This window comes from Shewanella waksmanii (assembly GCF_043643685.1).
In the GTDB taxonomy this organism is placed as follows: domain Bacteria; phylum Pseudomonadota; class Gammaproteobacteria; order Enterobacterales; family Shewanellaceae; genus Shewanella; species Shewanella waksmanii_A.
In genome coordinates, this window is the sequence record NZ_JBHZSN010000005.1 from 24,056 (window position 1) to 38,376 (window position 14,321).

A 14,321-nucleotide genomic window follows, 5' to 3' on the forward strand; every position below is an offset into this window, starting at 1 on the left:
TATCAAAAGGGTAAACAGGAAATCGTCATGGTCGGCTTAGATGCGTTATATTCCATGCTGGCAAAGCCAGTAAAAACGCAATTACGTAAAAAACGCGTGGTTGAACAAACAGATGAAACTGTCAATATTTCACCTGATAGCCACGAGGCGCCTCAATCACAATTGCCGCCGCATTTAGAAAGACGTAAAAACGATCAAGATAGACGCAGCGAATCGCGTGGCGATCGTCGCGGTCAAGCCTCACGCGATGCAGAAATGAAACAAATACAACAAGAGGCGGCTAAAAAGCCCCTTCCCAGTATTGATATCGATGTATAAACGCATACAGAGCGTTATTTTTTATCGGGCTGCCTGTTACTCAGAAGCTATCAGGCCCGTTCATCACGACTCAATAACGTTATTTACCGCTCGCTGCCAGCCGGCATATAAATCATCTCTTGTTGGTGCATCCATCTTCGGGGTAAATGATTTATCAATACCCGCTTTACGCTTAAGTTCAGCGGTTGATTGCCAAAAACCGACCGCTAAACCAGCCAAGAAAGCGGCACCCACTGCTGTGGTTTCTGTCACCGTTGGGCGAAGCACTTCCACATCGGTAATATCAGCTTGAAACTGCATCAAGAAGTCATTGGCCACTGCGCCACCATCGACTTTAATCTGCTTAAGCTCAACGCCACTGTCCTTGCTCATGGCATCCAATAGATCTCGGCTCTGATAGGCAATGGCTTCTAAAGCGGCACGAATAATATGATTACGGTTGGCACCACGGGTTAAACCAACTAAGGCTCCTCGGGCATTGGGATCCCAATAAGGCGCGCCTAGCCCCACAAAAGCTGGCACTAGGTAGACACCGTTAGTATCTGCGACTTTCTCGGCAAAATACTCAGTATCTTGTGCATCACGAATAAGTCCGAGTTCATCACGTAACCACTGAATAGTTGCCCCACCCATAAACACGGCGCCCTCAAGCGCATAATTGATACCACCGTCGGCACCAATCGCCACCGTGGTCAATAAGCCCTGCTTCGATCTCACCGCTTGTTCACCGGTATTCATCAGCAGAAAACAACCCGTCCCGTAGGTATTTTTAGCCATGCCTTCATCAATACACAACTGGCCAAATAAAGAAGCTTGTTGATCGCCAGCAATACCAGCAATAGGGATCTCACCGCCCTCACCTGCAATTCGCGTTCGGCCATAAATACCACAAGATGGCGCGACTTTAGGTAACATCGACGCAGGGATATCCAAAGCATCCAGCAACTTTTGATCCCATTGGTGAGTATGAATGTTATACAACATGGTGCGAGACGCGTTAGTCGGATCGGTTACGTGTACTTGACCTTCGGTCAACTTCCACACTAACCAAGTATCAACCGTGCCGAACAACAGCTCACCAGCTTGCGCTTTTTCTCGCGCCCCTTCGACGTTTTCCAAAATCCAGCGTAATTTAGTCCCCGAAAAATAGGGGTCCAATACTAAGCCGGTATTTTCACTAACATAATCAGCCCAACCTTGCTGTTTTAGTGTTTCACAAATGGGTTGACTGCGACGACACTGCCAAACGATAGCATTACAAATCGGCTTACCGGTGCGTTTATCCCACACAACGGTCGTTTCACGCTGGTTGGTAATACCGATAGCAGCCACTTCATCGCTGCGAATACCCGCTCGAGCTAACGCTTCGATCATGGTCGAGCTTTGGGATGACCAAATCTCCATTGGATCATGTTCAACCCAACCTGCTTTGGGATAGATTTGGCTAAACTCGCGCTGGGAAACCGCGACAATATTGGCATCATGATCGAACACGATGGCACGAGAACTGGTGGTACCTTGATCTAATGCGATGACATATCGCTTACTCACAATCTCTTTCTCCGACTATTGTTGGGTATGTTGCGGCATACCGATTTCCGGCTCAACTGGGGTGACAACTTCATCACAAGCATGGGCGGGAAGGTACCACAAATCAACTATTTTGCCGTTTCTGACCCGGAAATTGCCAATCGCACATTGGCTATGCTGCTCGCCTTCATGTTGCCAAGTTACTTGTTCAACCGTACTCACATAGGGTCCCGAGACTAATAGGTCTACAATAACGGCATGGGCATCTTGCAGTGTTTCAAAATAGTCCGCCATGGCAGCGGCAAATTCAGCCTGATTACCCGTTTCAGTCACGACTTTGGTACCAGTAATGTTCATCCAGCGCACATCCTCAGTTGTATACTGAAGCATCTGTTCAACACTGTGCTGATTATAGCTGTTGATAAAAGCGCGTACCGTTTGTTCAGCCGACTCATTGGCCGATACACTCGCTGCCAGTAGACTCAAGCTGGCAATCATCCAAGAAAGCTTCATTTCTCACCCCGTTGTGTGGTGTACAGTTGACGCCATCAATTCTTTCGCCAGTAAAAATGTAGAAAAAAATGATGGGATGTTACTCAATTATGATGAATATAAGCCCTCTAAGTTCCGCACGCCACTAGATTATTTGTTAAACATAAAAAAACACCTCGTGACTAACGAGGTGTTTTTTCAAACTCAAAAGCCGCAGTGGGTTACAATTTATAGCTCAACTGTGCACCCACTAGCCAAACATCACCACTAGCTTGACCATCAAACTGAACACTGGCCAAATCTAGTAATGTCATCGATTCATTAATGGGCGCATCACCGTGAGCTTTGATGTAAGTCACCGCAAAATCTAAGGTCATCTTATCAGATGCTTGATAAGCAGTACCTAAGCTAAACCATAGACGGTCAGAGTCAGGGATAGTGATAGTACGGTATTCATCTTCTACCGCTGTTTTATCTAACGCCACACCACCACGGACTAACCAATCTTGATTGATTTGATAAGTGGTCCCCACGGCAAAGCGCCAGTTATCTTTAAAGTTCTCTTCTTTCACCAGATCTTTATCGATATCGCCAACAGGTTTTTGATCGCCAGGGAAATAAGCCACTAGCTCATCAAACACACTCCACTGAGTCCAGTTAATGCTACCGTGAACCGCCCAGTTGTCAGTCAACTGATGATGCGATGCCAATTCAGCAAACGCCGGCAACTCTAGTGGCATATAACCTTCAATACTGACATCTTGACCACCGTCATATAATAGTCCTGATGCATGGCCATCAAGCTCTAACTTAACGCCGCTATGGTAGGCAAAACCTAAACGGTGATCAGCGTTGATTTGCCAAGCAGCACCGACTTTCCAACCTATTGCTAAATCATCACCTTCCATACTCTTAAGGCTAGTGCCACTAGGTGGTAATGCAGCAACGATTTCAGGCGGTAACCCCGGCAGCGCAGCAATACCGTCTATCCAACCTGGTGCAGTGGCGCCGATTTTACCGTCGCCATAAACAATGCGAAGACCAGCACCGACAGAGAAAGCGTCATTGACTTTATAGGCAATATTGGGATTAAACTCGACTGTGGTAATACCGGTTTCATTACCAAAAATGGCTGTTGGATGGGTATCTGGTACCTCGGTTGCTAACCCGTAGTTAGAGTTAACCCCTAAACCCCAAGTCCATTGCTCATTTAGCTGTTGTGAAAAATAGAAATTTGGCACGATAGCGCTATCTGCAACATTTAAAGCATCGGCATTCATGACCATTGGCTCAGGGCCTAAAATGGGCGACGCTAGCGCAAGATCGCCATGAACGTCGACATTAGGTGCAACGTAGATAGCACCTGCCGAGAATTGTGTGCCTTCCAAGTAAGTCAACATCGCTGGGTTGCGCGCTTGAGTCGAGGCATTATCTGCCATTGCCGCCTCACCAGCAAAAGAACGACCTTGGCCCGATGCAGAATATTCCGCTAATTGAAAACCGGCCGCATTGACATAAGAAGACTGACCTAACAATGCTGTAGTAACAGCTAAAAATACTATCCGCTTGTTCATTTAAATTCTCTTATATTTATATAACAATAGAGTAACAACTCTATTTTCAGGATCGAGAGTCTACTCATGCAGAAGATCTTTACAAGCAAAACCAAAAAAATAGTTTTTTATGCTGGGAAAATCATATTTATATAGTGAGGATTTTTAGGTTTATCCACTTTAAAACACCGAAAACCAATAGATATGAACATGCAGATTCGCTGAAAGGATAGCAAAAAACTGAGGAACAACAGTTAAAACAATTATAAAACAAAAACTTAAACCATAAACAATGATGCACAACTGTCAGCTATAACCATAGTAAAAACACAGCATTTATCACTATTAGGATAAAAAGTGTGATCTTAAATAAGAAGGGGGTATAAAAATTATAGAAAAATCAAAAGCTAGTGATATTAGCCATTTTGCTTTAAAACAAAGCCAGTTAAGGCGTACCTTAACTGGCTACATAATTTACATTTTTAGGTACATATGTACGCTAAGCCCGCCAAGCCGGGATATTTTGCTCATAGTGCGCAATTTTATCTTGATGACTCAAACTCAAGCCAATCGCATCTAGACCATTTAACAGATTATGTCTCGCTGAATCTGCAATGGTAAAACTAAACACGGCACCACTTGGTGAGGTGACAGTTAATGCTTCTAGATCAACGGTTACAGTCGCCCCCTCTTGCGCTTCAACTTCCTTCATGAGTTGCTGCACTTGCTCGTCGCTTAGGCGGACTGGTAACAAGCCATTGTTAATCGAGTTACCATAAAAAATATCAGCAAAGCTTGGCGCAATAATCACTCGTAAGCCAAAATCAGCTAATGCCCATGGTGCATGCTCACGGCTTGAACCACAGCCAAAATTTTCTTGCGACAAAAGAATTGAAGCACCTTTGTAGCGTGGCTGGTTAAGCGTGAACTCAGGGTTAGGTTGATCGCCAGCATCATCTAAATAGCGCCAATCATGAAATAGATGCACACCAAAGCCATCTCGGGTAACTTTGGATAAAAACTGCTTTGGGATAATTTGATCGGTATCGACATTGGCGCTATCGATCATCACTGCTAATCCAGTGTGGGTAGTGAATGCTTCCATGATGCGCTCCTAGTAATCTTTACGAATATCAACAAAATGACCTGCTACTGCAGCCGCTGCAGCCATCGCAGGACTCACCAAGTGAGTGCGACTTCCACGCCCTTGGCGACCTTCGAAGTTACGATTACTGGTTGATGCACAACGATCGCCCGCTTCTAGACGATCATCATTCATAGCCAAACACATTGAGCAGCCAGGTAGGCGCCACTCAAACCCTGCATCGATAAAAATCTTATCTAACCCTTCTGCTTCGGCTTGCTCTTTTACTAAGCCAGAACCTGGCACGACAATCGCCGTCACGCCCTCGGCCACTTTACGGCCTTTGGCTTGATTAGCAGCACTGCGTAAATCTTCAATACGAGAGTTGGTACAAGAGCCAATAAACACCTTATTGATCGACACATCAGTCATCATGGTGCCAGCATCAAGTGCGATATATTGCAAAGCTTTTTCAATACTAGCACGTACCGTCGCGTTCGCCTCTGATGCAGGATTAGGCACAGCTTCATCAATGGCAACCACCTGCCCTGGGTTAGTCCCCCAAGTCAATTGTGGTGCGATATCTTTCGCCTCGAGTACCACAGTTGCATCGAATACCGCATCATCGTCGCTGCGTAGTTCATGCCATGCTGCAACGGCCTGCTCCCAAGCATCGCCTTTAGGTGCAAATTCACGCCCTTGTAGGTAATCGATAGTGGTTTGATCAGGTGCGATCATACCGGCTTTGGCGCCCATTTCGATAGCCATATTACATACGGTCATGCGCCCTTCCATACTCAGTGCTTCAATGGCTTCACCACAAAACTCGACCACATAGCCAGTGCCGCCATCCATACCGATTTTACCGATAATCGCCAACACAATATCTTTTGCAGTAATGCCATCAGCCACGTGACCACGTACTTCAATTTTCATGGTTTTGGCTTTTAACTGACGCAATGTTTGCGTCGCCATCACATGCTCAACTTCTGAGGTACCAATACCAAATGCCAGTGCACCAAATGCACCGTGTGTCGCCGTATGCGAGTCACCACACACAATCACAGTACCCGGTAAGGTAATGCCGAGCTCTGGGCCCATCACATGCACAATACCTTGGTTTTTATGATGGATATCGTAAAGACGAATACCGAATTTCTTACAGTTACTCGCTAGGGTTTCAACCTGAGTACGCGCCATAGGGCTAAGTGCATCTAAACTGGCACTTTTGGTGGAAGTGTTGTGATCCATAGTGGCAAAGGTTTTTTCTGGCGCGCGCAATTGGCGACCTGCAACCTCCAAACCACTAAACGCTTGCGGCGATGTTACTTCATGCACCAAGTGACGATCGACATAAATTAGCGGTGCTTCGCCTTCAACTTGGGCAACAATATGGCTATCCCACACTTTTTCATATAATGTCTTGGCCATTATTTTGCCTCCCTAACAGCGTGTGCAATATAGTCGCCCATCTCGCTAGTGGATTTGGCATTCGCACGCTCAGATGCGGGTAAAAGCTCACCGGTTAGATAGCCATCAGACAAAGCTTTAGCCACAGCAGCTTCGATTGCCGCAGCTGCATCTTCAAGTTTTAAGCTATGACGTAATAATAAAGCGGCTGATAAAATCTGCGCAACTGGGTTAGCAATACCTTGACCGGCAATATCCGGTGCACTGCCACCAGCAGGTTCATACAAACCAAAACCTTCGCTATTAAGGCTCACTGACGAAAGCAGTCCCATCGAGCCGGTTAGCATGGCAATCTCATCAGAGATAATGTCACCAAACAAGTTTGAACACAGCATGATGTCGAACTCATCAGGACGACGCAGCAACTGCATCGTCGCATTATCGATATAGATGTGTTCAAGCTCAACATCTGGGTAGTCTTTAGCCACTTCTTCTACTACTTCGCGCCACAGTACCGAGCAAGCCAGTACATTAGCTTTATCTACCGAGGTGACTTTTTTCCGGCGCCCTTGGGCGGCTTCGAAAGCAATTTTGGCAATACGGCGGATCTCTTTACGGCTATAACGCATGGTGTCGAACGCTTCTTCAGCTTCACCTTCACCTTGACGCCCTTTAGGCTTACCAAAGTAAATACCGCCAGTTAGCTCACGGACGCACAATACGTCAAAACCACGGCTAGAAATATCGCTACGCAGTGGCGACATATGCTCTAAACCCGTATGTAACTTGGCAGGGCGCATGTTACAAAACAACTCAAAATGACCACGTAATGGCAGCAAAGCGCCGCGCTCTGGCTGATCATTGGGTGGCAGGTGTTCCCATTTCGGGCCACCAACAGAGCCGAATAAGATCGCATCGGCGTTCTCACAACCTTTTAAGGTTACTTCCGGTAACGGGCAGCCATGATTATCAATCGCTGCGCCGCCTACATCGTATTCGCTATATTCTATATCTAACCCAAAACGCTCTTCTACCGCGGTTAATACCTTGCGGGCCTCTGCCATGACTTCTGGGCCTATGCCGTCACCAGCCAATACCGCTATTTGATAACTCATACGACTCTAAACTCCTGCTCATCTCAATCGTTAATTTCTTAAATCTGTTGATTAAATCACTAGGGCGTGTTGACCTTTCGCGGTTAGATTTTGTTCGAGATAAAACTGTTTTAGGTGCGGCGAGAAGTATGTCGCCTAGTTATTCTAAGCAAATGCTTCTCAACAAAGCATAAAACGATTTTAGCCGAACCCTTCGGGCAGCACTTGTTGATTATGTATACTGCGTTATCAGCTTTTCAAATAGAATAACTACATATCCAAGCTTCTATTTCGTCTAAATAACCAACAAGTAGCTGCAAAAATCAACTCGAAAGGTCTACACTCCCTACTTACACGCCACCAAGCTCAGCGCGCTTTTGTTGTATTTTTTGTTTGCTTTCAGCAACTTTATCTGCACGCCAAGTCAAATTCATCACATGAATAAGCGCTTGAACTGACGCCTCGACAACATCGGTCGCTAAGCCCACACCATGAAAACTCTGGTCACGGTAATCGGCCTGAATATCAACCTGACCCAATGCATTTTGTCCTTCGCCTTTCGCGCTTAGCTGGTAGCCGGTAATGTCAATTTTGCAATCACTCGCTCTGGCAATCGCATTGTAGGCTGCATCAACTGGACCATTGCCGGTCGCCGCTTCTGTCACCACCTCGCCATTGGCCGCAATGGTAACCGTCGCCGTGGCACTGCCTTGGGTAGAGTCCGCATGGACCACCAATTGCTGCAAAGTGAAATGGTCATCTTCCTCGGCTTGCGCTTCCATAAACGCAAGTGCCTCTAGATCGTAATCAAACACTTGGCCTTTCTTATCAGCAAGGGCTAAAAACGCCTCATACAAAGCATCCATATCATAATCTTGCTCACCGTAACCCATCTCTTCCATGCGGTGCTTAATCACATGTCTACCAGAGCGAGAGGTCATATTCAGGTTATTACGATTCAGGCCAATACTTTCTGGCGTCATGATTTCATAGGTATTTTGCGACTTTAGAACACCGTCTTGGTGAATACCCGATGAATGGGTGAAAGCATTAGCGCCAACAATGGCTTTGTTCGCTTGAATTGGCATATTACAAAGCTGACTTACTAAGGTAGAAGTGCGGTGGATCTCTTTGGCATTAATACCTGTTTCCAGACCTAACGCTGCCTTGCGGGTCGATAAGATCATGGCAATCTCTTCTAGTGAACAGTTACCAGCGCGCTCGCCAATGCCGTTTACGGTACATTCAATTTGACGGGCACCATGTTGTACCGCGGTAATCGAGTTAGCCACAGACAGACCCAAGTCATCGTGGCAATGCACTGATATCACCGCTTGGTCAATGTTCGGTACACGGTTAAACAGCGTTTCAATGATACTGCCAAACTCGCTAGGTACTGTGTATCCGACTGTGTCAGGAATATTAATGGTTTTAGCCCCTGCGCTAATGGCGGCTTCTACCATACGACATAAATTATCTATCGGTGTACGGCCTGCATCTTCACAAGAAAACTCAACATCATCGGTAAAACGACGCGCGTATTTCACCGCCCCAACCGCCATATCCAACACTTGATCAAATGAGCGCTTCAACTTACTTTCAACATGAATAGTCGACGTTGAAATAAAGGTATGAATTCGGAACTGCTCAGCAACCGATAACGACTGTGCAGCGGCATCAATGTCTTTTTCAAGCGCGCGAGCTAACGCACAAACTCGGCTGTTTTTAACTGTTCGAGCAATTGTCTGTACTGACTCAAAATCTCCTGGTGAAGAAACAGGGAAGCCAACTTCCATCACATCAACACCAAGTCGCTCCAGTGACAGTGCGATCTGAAGCTTTTCCTTAACCGTTAAACTCGCTGCCAGCGCTTGCTCGCCGTCACGTAGGGTCGTATCAAAAATTATCACTCGGTTAGACATCTGGTTTCTCCGTGGAACGTCAGGTTCTATCTTTTGTCAGTTTTCATATCCATAAACAAAAAAACCCCGCGTGTTTGTGCGCGGGGTTTTTGAATGCTGTGGTGTTAGTTAAGCGTGCAACACTACATTCTCCGCGCAGAGTCTGCGAGAATGAGAATAAGGAGGCTGAGTAGTGCACGAATATTAGTCATCTTTGTATTCAGTAAATTTATATAATTATGCGTTCAGTTTTTATCTTAGCGGTTATTTTTTAACGTGTGCGGCACTGAGTGTCAACCCCATTTTTTTCATCTAAAACAGATTAGACCAGCAAAAGCCCCTGATAAACTGGCGATATCATATGGCCATTGACTTTGTAAGCCTATGGGAATAGGGGTTTAGACCTAGTCGATACTCAAAAAGCCAAGGTAGACTAATTACGCAAAATAATGCCAATTTAATGCGCGACTCTATATAAAAATTCGGTATAATAAATATTCAGGACCAATTAAAACTGCGATGCATACGGAGCGGCAACAAATGGATTTTCGTGTCATAGTGCTAAGCCTATTGTTATGGCTGCCTTCGCTATGGGCCAACGCCACGCCGTCACTCAATCAACTCGCACAGCAAGTTTACCCCTATCCAGCGCAAACCTTATCGCAAATTAACAGCCTAGAACGGCAACATCTCGCTATCTATGATGAAGGTATTCCACAGCTGCAATTAGCGCTATTAAAATGCGAAGCCTTTATTCAACAAAATGAACATGAAGCCGCATTAAATATCGCCAGAATGCATGAAGCACGGGCCAAAGCTAACCAAATTCCCCAAGCGGTCCCCTACTTTTTAAACTGCATGGCAGCGGCATTCATGCAATCAGGCGACGTTCGCCAGGCGCTGCCGATTTTAGATAAAGCGGTATTATTGTCTCGAGAACAACAGCAACCGCAATCATTGGTTAATGCGCTGTTATTACGAGCCAACATTGATATCGGCACCGAAAGTTATAGCAGTGCTCTAGAAGATTTACGTCTTGCCACTGATATTTATCCCGACACGACCAAACAAGCAGTGAATTGGCTCACACCACCCAAAGCCTATGTGGACATTGCCATGGCAAACTTACTGGCACAGCGTAACCAGACTAATCAAGCCTATCAAATCGTGCTACGCTCACTTGACCAACCGCAGGTAGTGGGAAAAGTAAAACTGGCGGTGACACTATCATTGGCCAATATCGCGCAGCAAAACAATCAAATTGCCAACCGTGATGCATTTATTCTTGAGGCTAAAAACCTTCTTCCAGAACTTGGCACGGCCGTTGAGTTAGCCAGCAGCTATCAACAACTGGCGCAGCTTGAGTTTCAGCGCGGCAACAACAAAAGTGCCAAGCAATTTTTGGAACTAGCGCTGAACTCATTTAACAAACATAAGCGCACTTTAGGCGAACTCACAACCAGACGCAGCTTGGCACAATTGGCGCTGGCCACCGGAGATGAGGCCGAAGGGTTGGCATTGATGCAACAAGTCATCACCCAAGCGATACGTACAGCCAAATATGAGCAGCTTAACCTTGCCTACCAAATACTCAGTGATTACTACGCACAACAAGGCAACTATCAACAAGCCTACGAATACCAATTGCTGCGCTACGATGCTGCCAGCAATGCTTATAACTTCCTAAAAGACACACGATTATTACAACTTAAAGCCAGACTTAGTCGCCAACAACAGCTGGTTCGAGCCCAGCAAGTGACTAGCATGCCATTATTAGGCAACCGGCTTGGTAGCGGCTATATCATTGGCGCCATCTTTTTATTGGTGAGTATTGCCAGCTTAGTGATTTTTATCAGAAGTCGCAGTAAGCCGCTCAGTTCGTTAACAGCCCCTCCTGCTAATACGCCGCTGGATGAGCAACAACAGATGGAGCAGTTATTACAAAGTGCCAAACAGTCAGGGTTTGCCATCAGCTTGTTGTTAATTGATCTAACCAAAGCCTACCCTGGCGATAGAGCCGTCATCAAAGATATTTTGGTCAGTAAGCTGCGGGATCAAGATAGGTATCATATTAATGAACAAGAGCAGTTGGTCATCATGCTGCCATTTACTTTAAATAAAGGCGCTATGAACGTGGCAGCACAACTTTCTCGTGCCTTGTCGCCGTTAATGCCCGATGAGCATTTAACAATAGGCTTGGCGGTCATGCAGCAGCAAGATGGATTAACATCATTAATTAAACGAGCAGAAATCAACCAAGTCAGTAATATGAAGCGCCATAATCAACATAAAATCCCTCATTAACAGCGGCTAGCGATGATGGCCAAACAAGCTAACGCCTATCGACCTTCCGTTAAATAGTCACTGATTTCATCAAGAAACTCATCACCAAAGCGATTCAATTTGGTTTCGCCCACACCATTTACCGCGAGCATCTCACCCGGGCTTGTAGGCATCATTGCCGCCATTTCAGCCAAGGTAGCGTCGTTGAAAACCAAATAGGGCGGCACATCCAACTCTTCAGCGAGACTGCGGCGCAGCAGTTTTAGGCGTGCAAACAATTTACGATCGTAATTAAGCGGGGCTCTGCTACTGCTGCGACGTTTGGTGATAGTGGCGATCTCAAGACGAGGCTCTGCCAATTGCAGCTCAACATTCCCTTTAAGCACATCTCGAGCAAGCGGGTTTAAGGTGACAGAAGAGCCACGGGATATATCTTGGCTAGCATAGCCCAAATGGATAATTTGCCTAACGACACTGAGCCAAAATTCATGGCTTTTATCTTTACCTATGCCCCAAGTTGACAGCTTATCGTGGCCACGGTCAACCACATTCGCCGCTTTGGAGCCACGCAGAACATCAATTAAGTGGTTGATACCAAACCGTTGCTGTAAACGATAAATACACGACAACACCTTTTGCGCATCTTCAACCCCATTATATCGCTTGGGTGGATCGAGGCAGATATCACAGTTGCCACATGCCTGGGTGGCACTTTCATCAAAGTAATGCAGTAGTACCTGCCGACGACAGGTTTGCGCTTCGGCAAAGGCAGCCATGGTATTGAGCTTATGAAACTCAACCTGTTGTTGCGGTCCCGGCTCCGATTGCTCAATAAGGTGTTTGACCCGGCCAATATCGCTGGGGTCAAACAACATCAGTGCCTCGGCATCAAGGCCATCCCTGCCAGCACGGCCCGTTTCTTGGTAATAGGCTTCAACACTTTTCGGGATGTCATAATGCACCACAAAGCGTACATTGGATTTATTGATCCCCATTCCAAAGGCCACCGTCGCCACCACAATATCGAGCTGGTCACGCAAAAAGCGCTCTTGTACATCAGCCCGCTCTTGTTGGGTCTTACCGGCATGGTATGCTTCAGCTTTATAGCCCTGCATTGTTAACCGCTCAGCCACTTCATCGACACGACGTCGACTGCTGCAATAAATAATACCGCTATTGCCCTGCTGCGATTGCACAAACTGCCTTAACTGATTAGCAGCATTGAGCTTTTCAGCTACGGTATAGCGAATATTGGGCCTATCGAAACTGGTGAGCAATACATGGGGGTTAATGCCAAGTCGATTACAAATATCTTGACGAGTCACCTGATCCGCTGTGGCCGTTAATGCCATCACAGGTACGTGGGGGAATAACTGTTTTAGCTGACCTAGCAGCGCATATTCGGGACGAAAATCGTGACCCCACTGCGAAATACAGTGGGCCTCATCGACCGCAAACAAAGCAATATTTAACGACTGCATGCGCTCGATAAAGCTCGGCATCAACAAGCGCTCCGGCGACACATAAAGCAGCTTTAACTCTCCGCGGTGCAGCCCTTGATAGATAACTTGCGTCTCTTCACGGGACAAAGAAGAGTTAAGGTAAGCGGCCGCCACCCCCATTTGCGTTAAACTGTCGACCTGATCTTTCATCAAAGAGATCAACGGTGACACTACAATCGTCAATCCAGGTAGCATAGTAGCGGGTAATTGATAGCATAAACTCTTACCACCGCCAGTTGGCATGATCACTAAACTATCTTGACCGTTTAGCGCCTGCTCAATCACCTCTTGCTGGCCAGAACGAAACGTACGATAACCAAACACTGCCTGCAATTTTGCAGCCAGCGGATCATCTTGTATCGGTTCAACAGCAACAGCAGTGGTCATCAATCTCTTCAATCAACGCAAATAAAGTGGCCTATTCTAATCAAGCTAGCTTGGCTTGTCTCTGCTCAATCGGTTTTTTATTTAGGCAAAATTTGTCACTCAGCCAGCACTGAATAAAGTTTAATCAAATCCTTGCTTCACACTGTCAATTAGAGATAGATTAAATACTCTAACCATAACAACATGATCGAGACTATGACCAACAACGTACAAGCAACCATGCTAGCCAATGTGGCAGAAATCTTCGATAAACATGTGCCGTTCCACAATCTACTGGGCATGGATATCAAGCGTTACGATATCGAAGGTGTCGAAGTGGTGGTTAACATGAAACCTGAGTTAATCGGCAATATTCATCAGCAAATTTTACACGGCGGTGTAACCGCAACCGTGCTTGATGTTGTCGGCGGGCTTACCGCATTTTCCGGTTTAGTTGCGAGCCGAGATGATTGGACGCTAGCGGATTTGGAAAAGCGCATTCAAACCTTAGGCACCATTGATTTACGCATTGATTACCTCAGACCCGGGCGCGGCGAAGTCTTTAGCGGCACAGGAACAGTGATCCGCGCTGGCAATCGCGTCTCGGTTTGCCGAATGGAGCTTCACAATGAACAAGGCGACCATATTGCCTTTGGCACAGGTACTTATATGGTGGGATAAGCTGACACTGTCAGCATATCTTGCCTAAGTGGCAGCCATAAAGAACAAGGCAGTAGATCGTTAGATTGCTGTAGAAACTTGAGAGATCAGTCATCCCACCCTACAAT

11 protein-coding genes are annotated in these 14,321 nt (G+C 46.2%); 3 read left to right on the forward strand and 8 right to left on the reverse strand.

What is annotated here, in order from left to right; genetic code table 11:
* The first annotated feature begins 27 nt into the window (after positions 1-27).
* Positions 28-318, forward strand: coding sequence for a hypothetical protein (locus tag ACHUFW_RS08820; protein WP_394202307.1), 291 nt, complete (start codon positions 28-30; stop codon positions 316-318).
* A gap of 63 nt (positions 319-381) precedes the next feature.
* Here ACHUFW_RS08820 and glpK read toward each other — a convergent pair whose 3' ends face one another.
* The 7 genes from glpK to leuA form a co-directional block, all read right to left on the reverse strand.
* Positions 382-1,869 (reverse strand): glycerol kinase GlpK, encoded by a 1,488-nt coding sequence (gene glpK, locus ACHUFW_RS08825; RefSeq protein ID WP_394202309.1) that lies wholly within the window; start codon positions 1,867-1,869, stop codon positions 382-384.
* A 15-nt stretch (positions 1,870-1,884) separates the two neighbouring features.
* Positions 1,885-2,361, reverse strand: coding sequence for a nuclear transport factor 2 family protein (locus tag ACHUFW_RS08830; protein ID WP_394202311.1), 477 nt, complete (start codon positions 2,359-2,361; stop codon positions 1,885-1,887).
* 200 nt (positions 2,362-2,561) lie between these two features.
* Positions 2,562-3,914 carry an outer membrane protein transport protein gene (locus ACHUFW_RS08835; protein ID WP_394202313.1) on the reverse strand — a complete coding sequence of 451 codons (1,353 nt, stop codon included), beginning with the start codon at positions 3,912-3,914 and terminating at the stop codon, positions 2,562-2,564.
* Between the two features lie 478 nt (positions 3,915-4,392).
* Positions 4,393-4,998: a 3-isopropylmalate dehydratase small subunit gene (leuD, locus tag ACHUFW_RS08840; RefSeq protein ID WP_394202315.1), complete on the reverse strand. Its 606-nt coding sequence runs from the start codon at positions 4,996-4,998 to the stop codon at positions 4,393-4,395.
* Between the two features lie 9 nt (positions 4,999-5,007).
* Entirely contained in the window at positions 5,008-6,408 is a 1,401-nt protein-coding gene (gene leuC, locus ACHUFW_RS08845) for a 3-isopropylmalate dehydratase large subunit (RefSeq protein WP_394202316.1), read from the reverse strand.
* The gene (gene leuB, locus ACHUFW_RS08850) at positions 6,408-7,502 is read right to left on the reverse strand and encodes a 3-isopropylmalate dehydrogenase (RefSeq protein ID WP_394202318.1); all 1,095 of its coding nucleotides are present in this window, start codon (positions 7,500-7,502) and stop codon (positions 6,408-6,410) included. The genes leuC and leuB overlap by 1 nt, the downstream gene beginning before the upstream one ends.
* A 329-nt stretch (positions 7,503-7,831) precedes the next feature.
* On the reverse strand, positions 7,832-9,403 hold the full coding sequence (gene leuA / locus ACHUFW_RS08855; protein ID WP_394202320.1) for a 2-isopropylmalate synthase: 1,572 nt from the start codon (positions 9,401-9,403) through the stop codon (positions 7,832-7,834).
* Between the two features lie 519 nt (positions 9,404-9,922).
* Between leuA and ACHUFW_RS08860 the strand changes: the two genes are divergently transcribed.
* Positions 9,923-11,686: a tetratricopeptide repeat protein gene (locus ACHUFW_RS08860; RefSeq protein WP_394202321.1), complete on the forward strand. Its 1,764-nt coding sequence runs from the start codon at positions 9,923-9,925 to the stop codon at positions 11,684-11,686.
* Between the two features lie 35 nt (positions 11,687-11,721).
* On the opposite strand, the gene recQ is transcribed toward ACHUFW_RS08860, so the two are convergent.
* Positions 11,722-13,554 carry a DNA helicase RecQ gene (gene recQ, locus ACHUFW_RS08865; protein WP_394202323.1) on the reverse strand — a complete coding sequence of 611 codons (1,833 nt, stop codon included), beginning with the start codon at positions 13,552-13,554 and terminating at the stop codon, positions 11,722-11,724.
* Between the two features lie 195 nt (positions 13,555-13,749).
* Here recQ and ACHUFW_RS08870 point away from each other — a divergent pair, with 195 nt between their 5' ends.
* On the forward strand, positions 13,750-14,214 hold the full coding sequence (locus ACHUFW_RS08870) for a thioesterase family protein (protein ID WP_394202325.1): 465 nt from the start codon (positions 13,750-13,752) through the stop codon (positions 14,212-14,214).
* Positions 14,215-14,321: the final 107 nt, after the last annotated feature.